The 19,880-nt window shown below is 67.3% G+C and carries 16 protein-coding genes; 8 read left to right on the top strand and 8 right to left on the bottom strand.

Features of this window, described 5'->3' with window-relative positions; genetic code table 11:
- Positions 1 to 16: 16 nt before the first annotated feature.
- The 4 genes from WC815_08720 to WC815_08705 form a co-directional block, all read right to left on the bottom strand.
- The gene (locus WC815_08720) at positions 17 to 1,156 is read right to left on the bottom strand and encodes an alpha/beta hydrolase (GenBank protein ID MFA5908845.1); all 1,140 of its coding nucleotides are present in this window, start codon (positions 1,154 to 1,156) and stop codon (positions 17 to 19) included.
- Entirely contained in the window at positions 1,153 to 2,499 is a 1,347-nt protein-coding gene (locus WC815_08715; protein ID MFA5908844.1) for an amidase, read from the bottom strand. Before WC815_08715 ends, WC815_08720 begins: the two co-directional genes overlap by 4 nt.
- Positions 2,496 to 2,717 (bottom strand): hypothetical protein, encoded by a 222-nt coding sequence (locus WC815_08710; protein ID MFA5908843.1) that lies wholly within the window; start codon positions 2,715 to 2,717, stop codon positions 2,496 to 2,498. The genes WC815_08715 and WC815_08710 overlap by 4 nt, the downstream gene beginning before the upstream one ends.
- 121 nt (positions 2,718 to 2,838) lie before the next feature.
- Complete coding sequence (locus WC815_08705) at positions 2,839 to 3,486, bottom strand: O-methyltransferase (protein ID MFA5908842.1); 648 nt, start codon at positions 3,484 to 3,486, stop codon at positions 2,839 to 2,841.
- A gap of 101 nt (positions 3,487 to 3,587) precedes the next feature.
- Here WC815_08705 and WC815_08700 point away from each other — a divergent pair, with 101 nt between their 5' ends.
- Together WC815_08700 and pyk are read left to right on the top strand one after the other, a co-directional pair.
- Positions 3,588 to 6,149 (top strand): response regulator, encoded by a 2,562-nt coding sequence (locus tag WC815_08700; protein ID MFA5908841.1) that lies wholly within the window; start codon positions 3,588 to 3,590, stop codon positions 6,147 to 6,149.
- 104 nt (positions 6,150 to 6,253) lie between these two features.
- On the top strand, positions 6,254 to 7,663 hold the full coding sequence (gene pyk / locus WC815_08695) for a pyruvate kinase (GenBank protein MFA5908840.1): 1,410 nt from the start codon (positions 6,254 to 6,256) through the stop codon (positions 7,661 to 7,663).
- Here the strand turns inward: pyk and WC815_08690 are convergent.
- Positions 7,660 to 8,859, bottom strand: coding sequence for an FAD-binding oxidoreductase (locus tag WC815_08690; GenBank protein MFA5908839.1), 1,200 nt, complete (start codon positions 8,857 to 8,859; stop codon positions 7,660 to 7,662). The two genes, pyk and WC815_08690, sit on opposite strands and share 4 nt — an antisense overlap.
- A gap of 672 nt (positions 8,860 to 9,531) precedes the next feature.
- On the opposite strand from WC815_08690, the gene WC815_08685 reads away from it, so the two are divergent.
- The gene (locus WC815_08685) at positions 9,532 to 10,707 is read left to right on the top strand and encodes an ATP-binding protein (protein MFA5908838.1); all 1,176 of its coding nucleotides are present in this window, start codon (positions 9,532 to 9,534) and stop codon (positions 10,705 to 10,707) included.
- 65 nt (positions 10,708 to 10,772) lie between these two features.
- On the opposite strand, the gene WC815_08680 is transcribed toward WC815_08685, so the two are convergent.
- From WC815_08680 to WC815_08670, 3 genes are read right to left on the bottom strand one after another with little or no spacing between them, the layout of a single operon-like run.
- The gene (locus tag WC815_08680; GenBank protein MFA5908837.1) at positions 10,773 to 11,153 is read right to left on the bottom strand and encodes a DUF1801 domain-containing protein; all 381 of its coding nucleotides are present in this window, start codon (positions 11,151 to 11,153) and stop codon (positions 10,773 to 10,775) included.
- Positions 11,150 to 11,650: an SRPBCC domain-containing protein gene (locus WC815_08675; protein MFA5908836.1), complete on the bottom strand. Its 501-nt coding sequence runs from the start codon at positions 11,648 to 11,650 to the stop codon at positions 11,150 to 11,152. The genes WC815_08680 and WC815_08675 overlap by 4 nt, the downstream gene beginning before the upstream one ends.
- A gap of 2 nt (positions 11,651 to 11,652) precedes the next feature.
- The gene (locus tag WC815_08670; GenBank protein MFA5908835.1) at positions 11,653 to 12,819 is read right to left on the bottom strand and encodes a DUF1343 domain-containing protein; all 1,167 of its coding nucleotides are present in this window, start codon (positions 12,817 to 12,819) and stop codon (positions 11,653 to 11,655) included.
- Positions 12,820 to 12,891: 72 nt separating this feature from the next.
- On the opposite strand from WC815_08670, the gene WC815_08665 reads away from it, so the two are divergent.
- The 5 genes from WC815_08665 to WC815_08645 are packed head-to-tail and all read left to right on the top strand — an operon-like array spanning position 12,892 to position 19,695.
- A complete protein-coding gene (locus WC815_08665) occupies positions 12,892 to 13,389 on the top strand; it encodes a methylated-DNA--[protein]-cysteine S-methyltransferase (protein MFA5908834.1) in 498 nt (165 codons plus the stop codon).
- 29 nt (positions 13,390 to 13,418) lie between these two features.
- Positions 13,419 to 15,020 (top strand): alkaline phosphatase D family protein, encoded by a 1,602-nt coding sequence (locus tag WC815_08660; protein MFA5908833.1) that lies wholly within the window; start codon positions 13,419 to 13,421, stop codon positions 15,018 to 15,020.
- 21 nt (positions 15,021 to 15,041) lie between these two features.
- Positions 15,042 to 16,847 (top strand): FAD-dependent oxidoreductase, encoded by a 1,806-nt coding sequence (locus tag WC815_08655; protein MFA5908832.1) that lies wholly within the window; start codon positions 15,042 to 15,044, stop codon positions 16,845 to 16,847.
- Positions 16,844 to 18,643 carry a 2-oxoacid:acceptor oxidoreductase subunit alpha gene (locus WC815_08650; GenBank protein MFA5908831.1) on the top strand — a complete coding sequence of 600 codons (1,800 nt, stop codon included), beginning with the start codon at positions 16,844 to 16,846 and terminating at the stop codon, positions 18,641 to 18,643. The genes WC815_08655 and WC815_08650 overlap by 4 nt, the downstream gene beginning before the upstream one ends.
- Positions 18,640 to 19,695, top strand: coding sequence for a 2-oxoacid:ferredoxin oxidoreductase subunit beta (locus WC815_08645; GenBank protein MFA5908830.1), 1,056 nt, complete (start codon positions 18,640 to 18,642; stop codon positions 19,693 to 19,695). Before WC815_08650 ends, WC815_08645 begins: the two co-directional genes overlap by 4 nt.
- Positions 19,696 to 19,880: the final 185 nt, after the last annotated feature.

Below are 19,880 nucleotides of genomic sequence, written 5' to 3'. Positions count from 1 at the left end.
CCGGGTTTAGCCGGACCTAGAGCTTCGTTGCCAGGAACTTCCCCAAATACCACGCATCGAGAAACTTGAACGGCGCCGCGCCGGTCGAGTAATGCCCGCACGGCAGCACGCTGACCTCCACCGGCAGCTGGCGCCGCCGGAACTCGTCAATCAGCTTCAGCGACAGGTCCACGGGGAACGTCAGGTCGTACTTCGCATACACCAGCAGCGTCTGGCGATCGTGCAGCCGATCGAGGAACGACCACGGGCTGATCGGGCGCCACAGGTGGCGCAACTGGTCGGCGTCCACCTGGCTCTCGAGGCCCTCGCGGACGTGTTCGGTGGAGAGGCCGCGCCACACCACGTCGCTGAAATACGGCGACACGTGGTTGAGCGCCTGCGCGTTCACCAGGGGCTCGTGACAGGTCGTCAGCAGTGACAGGCACGAGCCCAGGCTGGTGCCCAACAACCCCAGCCGCCCGTAGCCCTGGTCACGCAGCCACCACAACGCCAGTCGCACGTCGCGCACGGCCTGCCGGCAGACCTGCAGCGTGCGGACGATGTTCGAGCTGACGATGTAGTCGGCGCGCGTCAGTTCAGGCGGCATCCGCGTGTCGTGGTAGGGCAGGCTGATGCGAAGCGAGGCGATGCCCAGCTTCGACAGCAGCTTGCACAACCCGACGTGCCCCTCGGGATCCGCGTTCCACTGCGCGAGCACGACCACGGCCCGGCGGACGGGCGTGGCGCCGCGCTTCGGCTTCCTGATCGGGTTGGCGGGGAAGTACCGCGCCTGCACGACGTTGTTCTCGGCATGCGGGGTGGTGAAGCCGCTCGGGTAGGTGAGCAGCCCCTCTTCACCGCCCGCGCGCACGCTGGGCAGGGCCCGCGTGAACGTGTAGCGCGCCGGCTCGGGCGTGTAGAACGCGTCGGTGTCCCGCATGACGCGTTCGACCCAGTCCGAGACTCTCGTCGAGCCCTCCACCTTCGCGCCGCGCACGCCTTCCGGCGCCACGGTGGCCAAGCCCGAGTTCGCGCCGGGCTCCGCGGCCGACAAGTCGGCGGACCGGACCGGTGTGTCGATCCAGTCTTCGCCCCACTCGAAAGGGCGGACCAGCCGCTCGTGCTTGCTGACGTTGGCGAGCTCCTGCTCCCAACGGTGAAAATACCGCTGAATCATCCGGCCAGCGCGATCAGGCGTTCCACGGCGAGCGCGGTCTGCATCAACGCCGGCGTCCGGCCCTTGTGGCCGACGAGCTGCAAGCCAACCGGCAGGCCGCCATGGGTGGCGCCGCAGGGCAGCGACAGGGCCGGGTGCCCGGAGAGGTTGAACGGTTGCGTGCAGCGGAGCATCAGCGCGCGCACGGTTTCGGGCCCGCCCTTCACCGGCATGGTGGCGGCGCCGATCGGCGGCGCGGGAATGGCCAGCGCCGGCAGCACCAGCGCGTCCACGCCGTCGAGGGCGTGGTCCACTTCGTGCGCGATGATCGCCTTGCCGCGCAGGGCGCGGATGTAGTCTTCGGCCAGCACGTAGCGCGCCATCTCGAGGCGCAGCCGCACGTTGGGCGTGTAGTCCCCGGGCCGCGACATCAGCGTGCGCGCGTGATACTCGGCGGCATCGCCGAACACGAGGTGCAGATAGATGGCCGCCATGTCGGTGGCGTGCGGAATGGTGACGTCGGTGACGATGGCGCCGGCGGCGCGAAGCGAGTCGATGGTGTGATCGACCACGCGTTCGACGTCCGCGTCGAGGCGATCGAACAGGTATCCCGCGGGCACGCCCAGTCGCAAGCCCTTGAGTGGTGAGGCCTCGGGCAAGCCGGTGACGCGGAGGCTGGCCGGCAGCAACGCGTTGTATTGAATCCACGCGTCGGCCACGCACGCGGCCAGCGGTCCGACGTGATCGAGCTGGCGGCTCAAGGGGACGACGCCGGCGGCCGAGATCTGCCCCCACTCCGGCTTGAAGCCGACGATGCCGCAGGCGGCGGCGGGAATGCGAATGGAGCCGCCGGTGTCGGTGCCGACCGTGCCGAGCGACATGCCGGTGGCAATCGCGATTGCCGATCCGCCGCTCGATCCGCCCGGCGAACGCGTCGGGTCCACCGGATTGCGGGCCAGCCCGAACCCCGAATCCTCTGTGGTGGTGCCGAAGGCGAACTCGTGCAGGTTGGTCTTGCCCACGAACACGGCGCCGGCCTCGCGCAACCGCGCGGCGACCACCGCGTCGGCGCTCGCCACGTGATCCCGGCGGACCAGCGAGCCGGCGGTGGTCGGCGCGCCCTTCAGGTCGACGAGATCCTTCAGCGAGACCGGGATGCCGTGAAGCGGGCCGCGATACCGCCCGCCGGCGATCGCCTTATCGGCCGCTCTCGCGGTCTCGAGCGCGTCATCCGCGGTGATGGTGATGAAGGCGTTCAGCTTCGGGTTGAGCGCCTCGATCTGCGAGAGGCATTCTTCCGTCAGCCTCTCCGACGTCAGCTCGCCCCGGGCGACGCGCGGCGCGACCTCGGCGATCGTCCTCATTTCGCGCGGCCGGGACTGAAGACCCGGCCCTCCGTGCCATCCACCGGCCCGCCCTGAGCGAAGTCGACGGGCGTCTCGCGGTCGGCATCGTCATTCCAGTCCGCCGACCTCAGGCGTTCGGTCGCCTGGGCCAGTCCCTCGAGAGGACCGATCATTTCGGGCAGCCCGCGCTTCACCGCGTCGGCCTTCGCCCACTCCAGCCATTCACCTACGGTCATGATGCAAGCCTGCCCTCAAATGCTCCATACGGAAACACAGAAACGCGGAAACGCCGTCCCATTCTCTCAAACGAAGTCTGCTGTGTTTCAGTGACTCCGTGTGAGGTATTCGTGAACGTCCTCAGAGTCTCACTGACACCGAGACGCCGTCGCCCACCGGCAGAAACGAGGTGTAGAGACGCGGGTCGTCGGCCAAATGGCGGTTGAAGCTCACGATCGCCGCCGTGGTCGTGTCGCTGTGGGTCCTGTCATTGACGTAGCCGGGGAACACTTCGCCGTTCCACAGGATGTTATCAGCCACCAGTACGCCGCCGGGGCGGAGCAGCTCGACAAGGCGGTGGTGCATCGATTCGTAGAGCACCTTGTCGCTGTCCTGGAAGATGAGGTCGAACGGTCCGGCGACCTTGTGGAGGAAGCGCGTGGCGTCACCGACCATCACGCTGACCCGGCTACCGTAACCGGCCACGGTGAGGTGGTCACGGGCACGGCCGGCCAGCGCGGCTTCGCATTCCATGCTGATCATCATGCCATCGGCCGGCAGCGCCGCGGCCAGCCACAGCGTGGAGTAGCCGATCGAGGTGCCGATTTCGAGGATTCGCCTTGCGCCACAGCCGAGGGCGAGCGTGTGCAACAGGGCGCCGGTGTCGGGGCAGACGATCGCCCGCCCTTCCGCGAGTCCCTCGCGTTCGATCACGGCCAGGTACTCGTGCGGGTCGCGCCGCAACCGCGTGAGGTAGTCGAGGACTGGTTCCGGCGTCAGCCGAGACATGGCAGAACGATTGTACTTGGCGCCCGGGCGCAATGCCCCCCCGGCAATCCGCATGTGCGGTATTGCACACCCACCCCGGGGCGGTGCCCCTATGCTGCGGTATGGCCACGATTCTGGTCGTCGATGACCTGGCCGCCAATCGCCAGTTCCTGGCCGCGTTGCTGCGCGCCCAGGGCCACCGGCTCCTCGAGGCGGTGAACGGCCGCGACGCCCTGGTCGTCGTCCGCGAATCGTCTCCAGGCCTTGTCATTACCGACCTGCTCATGCCGGTGATGGACGGCGGCGAGTTTGTCCGGCGGCTCCGCCTCGATCCGGCGACCAGCGCGATCCCCGTGGCGTTTTATACCGCGCCCTATGGCGAGTCCGAAGCGAGAGACCTGGCGCGGGAGGTTGGCATTGCCGACGTCCTGTTGAAGCCCGCCGAACCGGGGGACGTTCAGCGCGTCATCAACGGCCTGCTCTCGCCGGGCTCGCCCGCGTTGCCGGCCCCGGCCCCGCCGACCACGACGGCGTTCGCCCGCGAGCACCTGCGATTACTGACCGACTTGCTGTCGGACACCGCCGACGACCTGAAAATCTCGAACGCCCGGCTCAAGGCGGTGATCAACATCGGGTTGGACCTGGCATCCGAACGCGATCTCGACCGGCTGCTGCAGAACGTCTGCGCCGCTGCCCGAGACCTGTTTGGCGCCACTTACGTCACGCTTGGCGTTCTCGACTTGAAGACCCGAACGGTGGAACGGTCGACTACCTGTGGTGCGAGCCATGACTGGATCAAGGCTGGCGACCCGCTGTCAGGCGTCCTCGCCGCCGTCGTCGCGGAGCGACGGACGGCGCGTGGTGGTCCGTCGGGCGTTGGTCCGTCCGGCTCGCAGTTCCCGCCGCTCCATCCCGAGGTGCAGGCGTTCCTGGCCGCGCCGGTCGCCTCGCCGGCCCACGTCTACGGCTGGATCTGTTTCGTCGGCAACGAGGGACAGACGTTCAGCGAGGACGACGAACACCTGGTCCAGGCGCTGTCGGGGCTGGTGGGCCGTATCTACGAGACCGGCCATTTCGCCGCCATCGCGCTCAAGCGGGCCGCGGAGTTGGAGCAGGAGATTCTCGCGCGCCACCAGGCGGTCGATGCGCTGCAGTTGTCGGAAGAGCGCACGCGCTTCGCGATGGACGCCGCCGGCGTCGGAATTTGGGACATGGACTTCAAGACCGGCCGGCTCCAGTGGTCGGCGATCCTCGAGTCACAGCATGGCCTGACACCGGGGACCTTTGGCGGCACGTTCGCGGCCTTCATCGAGCGGGTGCATCCCGAGGATCGTGACGCCGTGACCAAGGCGATGGACGAGGCGGCGCGGACCGGCACTGACTTCACTGAGGAGCACCGCACCCTGCCGGCCGACGGCACCGTGCGCTGGCTGAGAGGCGCCGGCCGCGTCCATCTTGGCGAGCACGGCGAACCGGTGCGCGGCGTTGGCATTTCCCTGGACATCACCTCCCGACTGGCGCTCGAGAAACAGTACCAGCAGGCGCAGAAGATGGACGCCGTCGGACGGGTCGTTGGCGGCGTGGCGCACGACTTCAACAACCTGCTGACCGTGATTCTCGGGTACTGCGAGCTGTCGCTGGCGGATCTCGGGCCGGACGATCCGCGCCGGCCGGACATCGTCGAAATCGCGAAGGCGGGCGGGCGCGCCACGGCGCTGGCGCGCCAGTTGCTCGCGTTCAGCCGCAAGGACGTCATCGAGCCCAGACTGCTCGACCTGAACGCCGTGATCGCGGGCATGCGGCCGATGCTCGGGCTCTTGATCCGGGAAGACGTGAACATCGTGTTGGGCCTCGACCCGGAGCTGGCGTCGGTCAAGGGGGATAGCGGGCAGATTGAGCAGATCGTCATGAACGTCGCCGTGAACGCGCGGGACGCCATGCCAAAGGGCGGCACCTTGACGATTGCGACCGCCAATGTCGACGTCGGCCAGGACCTCGAGCTGTCGACACCCGCCATCGTACCGGGACCCTACGTGGTGCTTACCATGACCGACACCGGGAGCGGCATGTCACCGGACGTCCTGGCCCGCCTGTTCGAGCCGTTCTTCACCACCAAGCTGGCCGGCGAGGGCACCGGGCTGGGCCTGGCCACCGTCCACGACATCGTGACCCGGAGCGGCGGGGGCATCGCCGTCACGAGTGAAGTCGGCAAGGGTACGACGTTCAAGGTGTTCCTGTCCAAGGCCGGCGCGGCCGGCATGGCCGTGGACGCGCCGTTGCCAGTGGCACGTCCACAGACCGCGGCGCACGCGGTGCTCGTGGTGGATGATTCGCCGGGCCTCTGCGAAATGGCCAGGCGGTTGCTGGAGCGGCAAGGCTACACCGTGCGTGTCGCCGCAGACGCGGCCGAAGCGCTCCAGCAGTTCGAGAAGCAGCCGCCCATCGACGTGCTCCTGACCGACGTGGTCATGCCGGGGGCCAGCGGGCAGGAGTTAACCAGGCAACTCCTGGAACGTCACCCCGCGTTGCGGGTGATCTACATGTCCGGGTATACCGACGACGCCATCGCCCAACACGGGGTGTTGAATCCCGGTGTGGCGTTCCTCCGCAAGCCGTTCACGTCCGAGACGCTCAGCCGGAAGCTCCGCGAGGTACTCGCTCGAACGGCACCGGTCGTGCCCTGAGCCGGCGATCGGCGCGCGCCGGCCGCGGCTCCCGCACTACCCCCGAGCTGACCGCAGGCCTGAACGGGGCGCGCTGACTATGCGAGGCAGCGTAAGCTGGTGGGGTGAGGCACACCAAGATCATCGCCACGATTGGCCCGGCGTCGAGTTCGGCTCAGGTTCTCGACGAGCTGATCGCGGCCGGCGTTGACATCATCCGCCTCAACTTCTCCCACGGCACCCAGTCCGATCACGCCGGCAAGTTCCACAGGATTCGCGAGGCCGCGAAGCGCGCGAAGCGGCACGTGGCGATCCTGCAGGACCTCAGCGGCCCGAAGATTCGGATCGGCCGCCTCGAGGGCGGGCGTCCCATCCTGCTCGAACGCGGCGGCAGCCTGGTGGTGGCGATCGGCGACGAAGTTGGCGGCCCGGGCCGCGTCTACACCAGCTACGCGGAACTTGCGCTCAAGGTCGCGAAGGGCGATCGCCTGTTGATCGACGACGGGAAGATCGAGCTGGAAGTGGAGTCGAACTCGCCCAGCGAGATCCACACGCGCGTGATCGACGGCGGCGAACTGGGCGAGCACAAGGGCATCAACGCGCCGCACGTGCCGTTGCGCTCCGACCTGACCGACAAGGATCGCCGCGACCTGGCCTTTGGCCTGGCGCTGGGCGTGGACATGGTGGCGATCAGTTTCGTGCAGGGTGCCGGCGACATCACGCGACTCCGGGCGGTGATGGCCGAAGAGGGCCGGCCGAAGGTGCCGGTCATCGCCAAGCTCGAGCGGCCGGAGGCCATCGAGCATCTCGATGAAATCCTGGAGGCCAGCGACGCCGTGATGGTGGCGCGCGGTGACCTGGGCCTCGAGATCCCGCTGGAACGGGTGCCGCGCGTGCAGAAGGAGATCCTGCGCAAGGCACACGCCCGCTCGGTCCCGGCCATCGTCGCCACGCAGGTGCTCGAATCGATGCGCACGGAGCCGCGGCCGACGCGGGCGGAAGCCAGCGATGCCGCCGGCGCCGTGGACGGCGGCGCCGACGCCATCATGCTGTCGGGCGAGACGGCGACCGGGCGTTATCCGGTGCGATCCGTGGAGGTGCTCGACGCGATCATCCGCGACGCCGAGTCGATGCCGCCGGCGTGGGTGGAACCGGCCGGCAGCCGTCCGAGGGTGGATCACACTCAGGCCTTGAGTGAGGCGGCCGTCACGCTGGCCCGCCGCTCCGGCGCGCACGCCATTGTCGCGGTCACGCGCGAAGGGCAGACCGCGCGGCTGCTGTCGGCCGCGCGCCCGGAAGCCATCATCCTGGCGGCGACCGACAACGAGGAAGTGGCGCGGCGCCTGAGCCTCTGGCGCGGCGTGATCCCGATGGTCTGCGAGCTGGGCGGCGACATCGAGGATGTGATCAACCGGGTCGTGGACGGCGCCGTGAAGCGCTCGAGGGCGCCCGACAACGCGACCCTGGTGTTCGTGAACACCGCCACCGACCTCGATCGCGGAGGTTCGAACTTCGTGAGAATCCGCCACGCCTAGATCGTGGCGGCGTCGTGCACGAGCGCGCCGCGCTCGAAGCGGTCGGGCGCGAACACGTTCACGTCAAACGTGTCCGATCGCCCCAGCCGCACGAACTCGCTGACGATCTTGCCGGTGGCCGGCGACATCATCAAGCCGTGCCCGCTGAAGCCGTTGGCGAAAATGAAGCCTGACAGCCCGGGATGGGGACCGAGAACGGGGTTGTGGTCCGGTGTCATTTCATACAGCCCCGCCCAGCCGCGCACGTCGGTCACGTCGCACAGGTCTGGCACGCGGTTCACCATCGCCGGGTAGAAGTCCTTGTTCCACCGCGCCTCGTCCGGCTCGAGGTTGTCTCCGGGCTGTTCGTTCCAGTTGGTGAAGGCCAGGATGATCTGGTCGGGTCCCCCCGGCTCGCTCGCATCATCGTGCCGCCAGTGGACGCCGCCGGGATCGATCAGCATCGGGAAGCGATACGGCCACACGCGCGGCAGCGTGCAGCGGAACAGCATCTGCCGCATCGGCTCGACCGGCACCTTCAGCCCGGCCAGGGCCGCCAGCCCTCCCGCCCACGGCCCCGCGGCGTTGACCACGATGGGCGCCGCCACGCGCATGCCGCTCTTCAGCCGGACGCCCGTGACCGCGCCGTTCTTCTGATCGACGGCCGTGACCTCGTCGGCGATGTACTCGGCGCCGGCCAGTTCGGCGCCGGCGCGAAACCCGGCGAGCACCTCTCGCGGGTTGGCGTAGCCGTCGTCGGGGCCGAGCACGCCGAACAGGATGTCGTCGAGCATCACGTCGGGCAGCATCACGCCCAGTTCCTCGACGGTGACCATGCGCACCGCGGCGCCGGCCTGCTGCTCCTCGTGGTAGCGCCTGCCGAGCGCGGTGGCGTTGGCACCATTGGCCAGGAACAGGTAGCCGCGCTGCCGGAACCACGCCTGCGGCCGCTTTCGCGGCGCGCCGAGCCTCTTGTCAAATTGCTTCCACAGCTCGACGCTGAACTGCACCATGCGCACGGTGACCGGCGTGCAGAACTGCTGGCGGATGCCGCCCATCGCCAGGAAGGAGGATGAGCGGGCGTAGCTGGGATCGCGTTCGACCACCAGGATGCGGCCGGTGAACCCGTCTTGGCGCAGGTGCCACGCCGCGCTGGAGCCGACGACGCCGCCGCCGACGATGACCACGTCAGCGCGTTCGGCCATGGAGGTTGCCATCTATGGGCATCTTACGGCCAATGACAGGCCGCAGATAAATGCAGCCACAGATTAGACGCAGAACGGACACAGATTACGGTTGGGCAGTTCGCCGCATGCTGATGAAGGGATCGGTCACGTCCACGACTTCGAAACCCGGACGTGGGTCCAGCTGCTCAGCGCGCGGCCTTCAAGGGGCGAGGCGACCGCCCTTGCCGGGCACCGTCATTTCGATTTCAGTCAGGACGATCTGGATGGCGAGGTGTTCGACGACGAGCTGTTGGATGAGTTCCCGTTCGTCCCGATTCCTGTCGCGCGTTCTCCTGGGCCCCGCGCTACTCCGAGGCGGCCCGATCCATGGAGACCGTTCTGGCGAGCGTGATTCCGGCTCCGCGGCTCCCGGGTGCGGCGGTCTTGCCGGGTACCGAGCTGCTCTACGTCATTCTCGCGCCGACTCAGGCCACCCTCGACGAGTTGCCACTACACCTTGAGCGCCGCGAGCGAAAGCGCGATGGTAACTGGGGCAAGCCGCAACCGGCGCGATTGACGGCCGACAGGAGCGCCTGTTGTCGTAGCCGCGCCGGCCCCGACGGGAACACGGCTCCGGCGCAGCGGTCGAGTGGTTGGATGGACTGGTTATCAACCATGAAATACTAACATGAAGAGTCTGATTTTCATGGTATGATGGCCGTCGTGATTGTCCGTGTCCACCACCAAGCCGCCGTGACCCTGGCCTTACGGCGGGGACGGGTGGTGGCGCTGATCGGCCCGCGTCAGTCGGGCAAGACGACGTTGGCCCGGACCCTGGTTGGTGTTCGATCGCCGAACTACTTCGATCTCGAGGATCCGCGGAGTCTGGCGCGCCTGGCCGAGCCGATGACCGCGCTGTCGTCACTGAGGGGGCTGGTCGTCATCGACGAAGTCCAGCGACGGCCCGATCTGTTTCCCGTGCTGCGGGTGTTGGCCGACCGGCGGCCGCTGCCGGCCCGGTTCCTGGTGCTCGGGAGCGCCAGTCCCGACCTCCTGCGACAGTCGTCCGAGTCGCTGGCCGGCCGTCTCGAGACCATCGTCATTGGCGGCTTCACTCCGGATGAGGCCGGCGCCAAGCGCTTGCCGGCGCTGTGGCGGCGCGGTGGCTTTCCGCGTTCACTGCTGGCGCCGTCAGAGGCCGCCAGCGTCGCCTGGCGGCAGCAGTTCATCCAGACCTACGTCGAGCGCGACATCCCGCTACTCGGTATCTCGATCCCGGCGGCGACGTTGCTCCGCTTCTGGACGATGGTGGCTCACTATCATGGTGGCGTGTGGAATGCGGCCGAGGCCGCCCGCTCGATGGCGGTCTCTGAGCCAACGGCCCGCCGCTATCTCGATCTCCTCTCTGGCCTGTTTCTGATCCGGCAGTTGCAGCCGTGGCACGAGAACCTGAAGAAGCGGCAGGTCAAGGCGCCGAAGGTCTACGTGCGCGACAGCGGGATCCTTCACTCGTTGCTCGGCATCGACACCGACCGCGACTTGTTGTCGCATCCCAAGGCGGGCGCGTCATGGGAGGGGGTCGCCATCGAGTGGGCCCTTGATGTGCTGCAGCCCCAGACCGCCCACTTCTGGGCGACCCATCAGGGGGCTGAGCTGGATCTGCTGGTGGTTCGCGGCGGCCGGCGCTACGGCATCGAGATCAAGCGGCAGGACGCTCCCAGCCTCACACCCTCGATGCGCATCGCGCTTGCCGACCTGAAACTGGAGCACCTCGTTGTTCTCTATCCGGGGGATGAGCCATACACCCTCGCGCCGAACGTGTCGGTGGTTCCGATGTCGAGTCTCGTGTCCCGCGATGTTGGCGCCCTGCTCGGGCGCCGGACTGGGCCGCGGCGTTAGGTTCGCCACGACCCGTCCCGTCACGCCGCCGGCGCATTGCCGACAGTGGGCCTGGAGCCCGGGTCTCACTTCGCCCGCGCGCGCTTGCCCGCTGTTCTCACTTCGGCGATTCGCGCCTTCACGAGCTTCTTCACGAGCGCCAGCGGCGGCCCTTCGGTCATGGGAAAGCGGACGGTCCCCTTCGATGTCTCGTAGCCCTTGAGGGCTTTCGCGTGGGCCTGCTGGATCCCGCCGGTAATCGGATAGAGGCTGGTGTGTTCCTTGAACGCGGCGTACCAGACGAGCGCCTTGCCGTCGAGCTTGAAGCCGGGGATGCGATAGCTGAAGCTCTCGATGGCCTCGGGAGCGGCGGCACGAATGGCCGCGCGGATCGCCTTGAGGTCGCGGCGGGCCGCTGCCGGCAATGCCGCGAAGTAGGCGCGCACGTCAAGCGAGGCGTCTGTCATTGCCGCTTTGTCCGCTCCGACTCTTTGTCCATGTAGTCCTTCATCTCCTGCAGCGCGCCTTCCCAGCCGTGGCCCATGATCTCGAAGTAGCGCTGCCAGCGCGGTCCATCACCCTCGCCACTTTGCCTCACCGTCAGCATGGTCGAGCGGCCGTTGCCGTGCGGGCGGCAGTGGACCTCCAGTGCCATCGGGCCGATCGGGTCGCCGTCGGGCGGCTGCCAGTAGGCCTCGGCGACGAAGAACGCGCCGTTGGGACGGTAGTCGATGATGGTGCCGTGGAAGGTGCCGCCAAGCCGGCCGAGCACGTCGTCCGTGAACGGCGTGGACTCCCACTCGATCGCGTACATGCCCATCGGCCGCGGCACGGTGACCGCGCGCACCACCTGCCACCAGCCGGCCAGGTCCGTGCTGTCGAAGAACGCGGCCAGCACCCGGGCCGGCGGGGCCTGGATGACCAGTGAACGCTTGACGTCGAGGACCGCGGCCTTGGGCGCCATGCTCAGGAGTAGATGAGGAACTGCCCGCGCAGCTTCTCGAAAGGCCGGCTCTCGACCGCCCAGGTCCTGGCCAGTTCCTCCGCGCGCACGCCGGCGTCAATCGCGGTGCGGAGCGCCGGCGAGCCGGCGAGGATGTCGATGGGTTCCTTGTCGTGCTCGTACTCGTAGGGCGGCCGCCGCCAGGCGAAATCGGCCGGGCTGGCCGCGCGAATCTCGTCGATCAGGGCGACACCGGTGAGCACCGGCTTGAACGCCGCGCGGTCGAGCACGTGAATCTGACAGCCGCCGCATGTCGTTTTCGCGTGCTTCTGGAACGTGGGCTCGAACACCGCGGCGCGGAAGTGCACGCCGGGTAGCATACGCGCGTTCATCGCCGCCGCGAACTGCTCGGCCTCCACCCACGGCGCCCCCACCAGCTCGAACGGCCGCGTCGTGCCGCGGCCCTCCGAGGCCATCGTGCCCTCCAAGAGCACCGTGCCCGGATAGACGATGGCGCTGTCGAGGGTGGGGATGTTGGGTGAGGGCATGACGAACGGATGCCCGGTGGCGTCGCCATACATCGAGCGCGACCAGCCTGCCATTTCGATCACTTCAAGCGGCGCGTTGATCGCGAAGTGTTCGTTGAAGAACCGCGCCAGCTCGCCGATGGTCATGCCGTGACGCATGGGCATGGGGAACTGCCCGACGAACGACTCGTAGCCGGCCAGGAGCATGGGCCCTTCGACGTCCAACCCGGCAATCGGGTTGGGCCGGTCGCACACGATGATGTCGATGCCGTGCCTCGCGCACGCGCGCAGGCAGTTGGCCATCGTGTAGATGTAAGTGTAGATGCGGGCGCCGATGTCCTGGAGGTCGATCACCAGCACGTCGATGTGCTTCAGCATCTCCGCCGTCGGCTCGCGGGTTTCGCTGTAGAGCGAGAACACCGGCACGCGACGGGCGGAGTCGCTGGTGTGCGGTGTCTCGATCATGTTGTCCTGCACGTCGGACCGGAAGCCGTGCTGGGGGCCGAAGATGGCGCCCACCGTGACGCCGGGCGCCGCCAGCAGGGCAGTCACCACGTGCGTGAGATTCTCGTCCACCGACGCGGGGTTGGACACAATGCCGACGCGGCGGCCCTTCAGGCGGCCGGACGACAGCAAGCTGGTGGATCCAAGAATCACGGACACGGCAGAGATTATCTAACAGGAGACGAGGAGATGAGGAGAATGGTTGGTCGACCGTTGGGTTACTGTTTCGTCATGGCGACCCTCTACTACTCGCGCATCGACGACAGCCCGGTGGGACCGCTGTTGCTGGCCGGCAACCGCGAGGGCTTGCATATCCTGTCGTTCGGCGCCGGGTCGCGCCCCCGCGCGATCGACCGCGCCTGGGTGGCCGATACGACGGGCGTCCTGGACGGCGTGCGCGAGGAGCTGGATGAGTACTTCGCGGGGCGCCTGAAGGCCTTCACGACGCCGGTGGTGTTCGACGGCACGCCGTTCCAGCACCTGGTGTGGACCGAACTGCGCCGCATTCCGTACGGCGAGACCATCAGCTACCTGGAACTGGCGAACCGCATCAGGAATCCCAAAGCCGTCCGTGCCGTGGGCATGGCCAACGGCGCCAACCCCATCGCCATCATCGTCCCCTGCCACCGGGTGATCGGCGCCAACGGGTCGCTGACCGGATTTGGCGGTGGAATCCCGACGAAACGGGCACTGCTGGAGCTTGAGCGCGGCCAGCGCACGTTGCTCTAACGTCACCGCCCTCGATTAGACTTCGCGTCATGCGAAGGGTTTCACGGCGCAACTTCCTGGCCACCAGCAGCCTCGCCTTCGGCACGCTGCCGCTCATCCGCGCGACGAACGCATTCGCCCAAACCGCCGACGCCGCCTTCCGGCACGGCGTGGCGAGCGGCGATCCGTTGGCGGATCGCGTCATCTTGTGGACGCGGGTGACGCCGTCGGATCCCGCTGCCGCAGCGGTGACGGCAACGTGGCAGGTGGCGCGCGACGCGAAGTTTTCGCGGGTCGTGTCGCGCGGCGAGGCGCAGACCGGGACCGCGCGCGACTTCACGGTGAAGGTCGACGTGACGGGGCTCGAGCCGGGCACCACCTACTACTACCGCTTCGAGTCCCAGGGCGGGCGGTCGGCGATCGGCCGGACCCGGACCCTGCCACGCGACGGCGTCAGCCGGCTGCGGCTGGGCGTCGTGTCGTGTTCGAACCTGCCGCAGGGCTATTTCAACGCCTATGCCTGCCTTGCCAGGCGCGCCGACCTCGACGCGGTGCTGCACCTCGGCGACTACATCTACGAGTACGCCAACGAGCAGTACGGCGACGGCACGAAGCTCGGGCGCATTCCGGCGCCCAACAAGGAGATGGTCGCGCTCCAGGACTATCGGGAGCGACATGCCCAGTACAAGGCGGATCCCGACTCACAGGAGATTCACCGGCAGCACCCGTTCATCGTCACCTGGGACGATCACGAGTTCACGAACAACACCTGGTCCGGCGGCGCGCAGAATCACAATGCCGACACCGGCGAAGGGGAGTGGGCCGCGCGCCGTGCCGCGGCAATCCAGGCGTATTACGAATGGATGCCGATTCGCGAAGATGCGCAGACGAAGCAGGCGCGCATCTACCGCTCGTTCCGTTTCGGCAACCTGGCCACGTTGTTCATGCTCGACACGCGGCTGGTTGGCCGCGACCAGCAGGCGTTGCGCGAAGACACGGCCGCCATCGAGCTGCCCGGCCGCCACCTGCTCGGGCCCGAGCAGGAGGGCTGGCTGGCCGAGCAGATGGTGACGTCGGTGCGTGGCAAGGCCGGCTGGAACCTGCTGGGGCAGCAGGTCATGTTCGCTCCCCAAACCGCCACCGGCGCGCGGGCCGGCAACCCCGACTCGTGGGATGGCTATCGCGCCTCGCGATCGCGCGTATTCGACATGATCGAACGGGCCAAGGTGGCCAACGTGGCGGTGCTGACCGGTGATGTCCACAGCTCGTGGGCGTACGACCTACCGCGCGACCCGTTCGGGGCGTACGACAGCAAGACCGGCAAGGGGTCGCTCGGCGTCGAGTTCGCGGGCACGTCGGTGAGCTCGCCCAGCAACCTCGGCGCGGGTCCCGACGGCGAGGCGCAGCTGGCGGCCCTGCGCGACGCCCGGCCGCACCTGCATTACGTGGATGGCCGCTACCGCGGCTACTTCGTGCTCGACCTCACCCGGGAGCGCCTGCAAGCCGACTTCTACCGCGTCGCGACCATCCTCGATCGCACCACCGAGGAGAAGTTCGAGCGAGGATTTGTGACCGCGTCGGGCGCCAACCACCTGGTGACGGCGGCCACCCCCGCTGCGCCGACCGCCCTGGCTCCTGATCCGGCACCCTGAGAACACATATAATCCGGGGATATGCTGCCTCGGACGGATACAGCGGACCCGAACTACTACCATAAGGTTGTCGATTGCCAGTGGGCCTGTCCGGCTCACACGAACGTCCCCGAATACATCCGGATGATCGCGAACGGGCGGTTCGACGATGCCTACATCCTGAACCGCGAGTCGAACGTGTTCCCGGGCATCCTGGGCCGCACGTGCGACCGCCCGTGCGAGCCGGCCTGCCGGCGCGGCCGCGTCGACGGCAAGCCTGTCGCGATCTGCCGCCTCAAGCGGGTGGCCGCGGATCACAAGGACGACATCACCGATCGCATCCCGAAAGCTCCGGCAACGAAGAATGGAAAGAAGGTGGCCCTCATCGGCGCCGGTCCGTCCGCCCTCACCGTGGCGAACGACCTGATGCCGCTGGGGTACCAGTGCACCATCTTCGAGAAAGGGCCGCGCCCTGGCGGCCTGATGCGCATCAACATTCCCGCCTTCCGCCTCCCCGAAGAAGTGCTCGACGAAGAAATCGGCTACATCGTGAACATGGGCGTGACGATGAAGTACGACTCGCCGGTCACCAGCCTGAAGTCGCTGGTCGACTCGAAGGAGTTCGACGCAGTCTACGTCGGCACCGGCGCGCCGAAGGGCAAGGAACTCGACCTGCCCGGGCGCAACGAGTCGGACCAGATCTTCATCGGCATCGAGTGGCTCGAGTCGATTCACTTCGGCCACATCAAGGAAGTCGGCAAGCGCGTCCTGATCATCGGCGTCGGCAACACCGCGATGGACTGCTGCCGCTCGGCCAAGCGCCTCGGCGCCACCGACGTGAAGGTGATCTCGCGCCGGACGCGCAAGTATTTCAAGGCGTCGCCGTGGGAGCTCGAGGACGCGGAAGAAGAGCAGGTCGAGATTCTCGAGAACCTGTCGCCGGTCCGTTTCATCGTCGACCACGGCAAGTTGACCGGGATGGAGTTCGACAAGTTCACGTCGCGTGAAGAGAACGGCAAGTTCATCCAGGAGCCGGCCGGTCGAGTGACGCTGCCGTGCGACGCGGTGGTGCTGGCGATCGGCCAGGAGAACGCCTTCCCCTGGATCGAGCGCGACCTGGGGCTGGAGTTCGACAAGAAGTGGGACATGCCGGTGGTCGACAAGACCACCTTCATGTCGACGCGACCGGGCGTGTTCTTCGGCGGCGACGCCGCCTTCGGACCGGCCAACATCATCTGGGCGGTCGAGCACGGCCACCAGGCCGCCATCTCGGTCCACCAGTACTGCCAGGGCCTGCCGGTCACCGAACGCCCGCCGCACGGCATGACGCTGACCAGCACCAAGATGGGCCTGCACGAGTGGTCGTACAGCAACAACTACGACCCGGTCCAGCGGCAGAAGATGAAGCACGTCGAGCTGCCGCTCCGCTTCTCGAAGATGACGATGGAAGTGGAAGAGGGCTTCACCGAGGAACAGACCCGCGCCGAGGTCGAGCGCTGCCTGAACTGCGACGTCGAGACGCACTTCACCGACTCGCTGTGCATCGAGTGCGACGCCTGCATCGACATTTGCCCGGTGGACTGCCTGACCATTATTCCTGGTGCGGAGTCCGAGTCCGCACTGCGTGACGGGACGCTCGCCCCCGCCACGAACCTCGAGCAGCCGCTGTTCCACTCGGGTCCGCTCAAGCAGACCGGGCGGCTGATGGTGAAAGACGAGAATGTCTGCCTGCACTGCGGCCTGTGCGCCGAGCGGTGCCCCACCTACGCGTGGGACATGCGCAAGTTCGTGCTCCAATTGCCCGTGGCGGGCACCACCTTTATTCCCCTGGAAGCCGTAGGACGATGACCAGTCGCGTAAACGATTTCGCTTTCAAGATCGCCACGGCCAACGGGACCGGATCGGCGAGCGCCAACGGCCTGATCATGCAGGCCATCTTCCGCATGGGTGTGCCGGTGACGGGGAAGAACGTGTTCCCGTCGAACATCCAGGGCCTGCCGACGTGGTACGAGATCCGCGTCAACAAGCACGGCTACACCGCGCGGACGCCGCACTTCGACCTCATGCTGGCGCTCAACGCCGCCACCTACGCCAAGGACGTCGCCGAGGTGCGGTCGGGCGGCTACCTGATGTTCGACTCGTCGTGGCCGCTGGACGAGAAGCTCAAGCGGCCCGACGTCACCTACCTGGGCGTGCCGCTCGCCGAGATGTGCAACGCCACCTTCAAGGGCGTGCGCGAGCGCATCCTGATGAAGAACATCGCCTACGCCGGCGTGCTGGCCGCCCTGATCGGCATGGACACCGAGGTGATCGCCGCCCTCACCAAGGAAAAGTACGCCGCCAAAAAGGCGCTGCTCGATTCCAACGAGAAGGCGATCGCGCTCGGCTACGACTACGCCAGGGCCAACTTCCCGTGCCCGCTGCCGATTCATCTCGAGAAGATGGACGCGACCACAGACAGCATCCTGATCGACGGCAACACCGCCGCCGCGCTCGGCGCGGTCTATGCCGGCGCCACCGTCGGCGCGTGGTATCCGATTACGCCGGCCACCTCCGTGATGGAAGCGTTCAAGGGCTTCTGCATGAAGTACCGGCGCGATCCGGACACCAAGAAGAAGAAATTCGCCATCCTGCAGGCCGAAGACGAATTGGCCGCCCTCGGCATGGTGATCGGCGCGTCGTGGGCGGGCGCGCGGGCCTTCACGCCCACGTCCGGCCCGGGCATTTCGCTGATGAACGAGTTCATCGGCCTGGCCTACTACGCGGAAATCCCCGCGGTGATCGTGGACGTGCAGCGCACCGGGCCTTCCACCGGCATGCCGACGCGCACGCAGCAGGGTGACCTGATGCTGTGCGCCCACGCCTCGCACGGCGACACCCGGCACATCTGCCTCTACCCGGCTGACCCGCGCGAAGCTTTCGAGATGGCGGCGAAGGCGTTCGACCTGGCGGAGCGCTTCCAGACCCCGGTGTTCCTGGTCAGCGACCTCGACATCGGCATGAACGACTGGATGGTGCCGAAGCTGGCGTGGGACGACAGCTACCGGCCGGATCGCGGCAAGGTGTTGTCGGCCGACGACCTCGAGAAGGCCAGGAGCTTCTACCGCTATCTGGACGTCGACGGCGACGGCATCCCGCAACGGTCGCTCCCCGGCGTGCATCCCAAGGGCGCGTATTTCACGCGCGGTTCGGGCCACAACAAGTACGGGGCCTACACCGAGGACGGCGACGAGTACCAGGAAGTGCTCGACCGCATCGCCCGCAAGGTGCAAGGCGCCACCAAGGCGGTGCCGCCACCCGTCATGAAGCCGACCCCGGGCGCGACCATGGGCCTGGTGACGGTCGGCGGCTGCCACGCCGCCTGCGTCGAGGCCATGGACCTGCTCGCCGCTGAAGGCATCAAGGTGAACTACATGCGCGTGCGTGGCTTTCCCTTTGGTGACGAGGTGCGGCAGTTCCTCGAGCAGCACGAGGTGAACTTCATCGTCGAGCAGAACCGCGACGCGCAGCTGCGCAGCCTGCTGATGCTCGAGACCGGCGTGCACGTCGAGAAGCTGGAGTCGGTCCGCTACTACGCCGGCTTCCCGATGAGCGCGCACCATGTGATTAGCGGCGTGAAGGCAAAGTTGGAGAAGGCGGCATGACGTATATCGCGAAACCGAAGGTTCATCATCCCTCGCTGAAGAAGAACGAGATCGGGCTGACCCGGCGCGACTACGAGGGCGCGATCACCACGTTGTGCGCGGGCTGCGGCCACGATTCGATCACCGCGGCCATCATCCAGGCCTTCTGGGAGATGAGCATTCCGCCACACAAGGTGGCGAAGATGTCGGGCATCGGCTGCTCGTCGAAGACCCCGGCCTACTTCCTGCGCGAGGCCCACGGCTTCAACAGCGTGCACGGCCGCATGCCGGCGGTGGCGACCGGCGCCAATGCCGCCAACGGCGACCTGATCATGATCGGCGTGTCGGGCGATGGCGACTCGCTGTCGATCGGTCTCGGCCAGTTGTGCCACGCCATTCGCCGCAATGTGAACATGCTCTACATGCTGGAGAACAACGGCGTCTACGGCCTCACCAAGGGCCAGTTCTCGGCGTCGGCCGATCCGGGGTCCACCGCCAAGAAGGGCGAGGCCAACACGATGCAGGCCATCGACAGCGCGCTGCTCGCGCTCACGCTCGGCGCTACGTTCGTCGCTCGCAGCTTCTCGGGCGACAAGGCGCAGCTGGTGCCGATCATCCAGGCCGGCCTGGCGCACCGCGGCTTCGCGTTCATCGACATCATCTCGCCGTGCGTGACCTTCAACGATCACGAGGGCTCGACCAAGAGCTACGCCCACACCCGCGAGCACAAGGTGGAGGTGGTGCAGGCCGACTTCGTGCCGCCCGCCGACGAGATTACGGCGGACTACCAGGCCGGCACGGTGAAGAACGTGATGCTGCACGACGGCAGCTGGGTGAAATTCCGGAAGGTGGCGGACGACTACGACCCCACCAACCGCGACAACGCCTACGCCCACATCCGCGATCACCAGCGGAAGGGCGAGGTGGTCACCGGCCTGTTGTACCTGTCGGGGGACTCGAAAGACGTGCACGACCAGAACGACACGGTGCCTGGGCCGCTCTATAACCTGCCGCACGACCAGCTCTGCCCGGGCAACGACGCCTTGCAGAAGTTGCAGCAGCAGTTCCGCTGAAGAGAATAACGAAGGCTCGTCGAGCAGGCCGCCTTCGCGCGCACCTGGTCGACCACGTATTTCCCGCCGTACCCATCCGGGCTTGCTCTGGTCGGACTCAGCGCTCGCGTTGTGCTCGAGGTCGCGCCTCATCCTCCTCTGGTCGAGCTCCGATCGCCGGCGATCGAGCGACAATCAGACCGAGG

The sequence above is a fragment of the Vicinamibacterales bacterium genome, assembly GCA_041659285.1.
In the GTDB taxonomy this organism is placed as follows: Bacteria; Acidobacteriota; Vicinamibacteria; order Vicinamibacterales; family UBA2999; genus 12-FULL-67-14b.
Note: the sequence above shows the minus strand (reverse complement) of the source record. Positions and strands in the feature narration are given on the sequence as shown.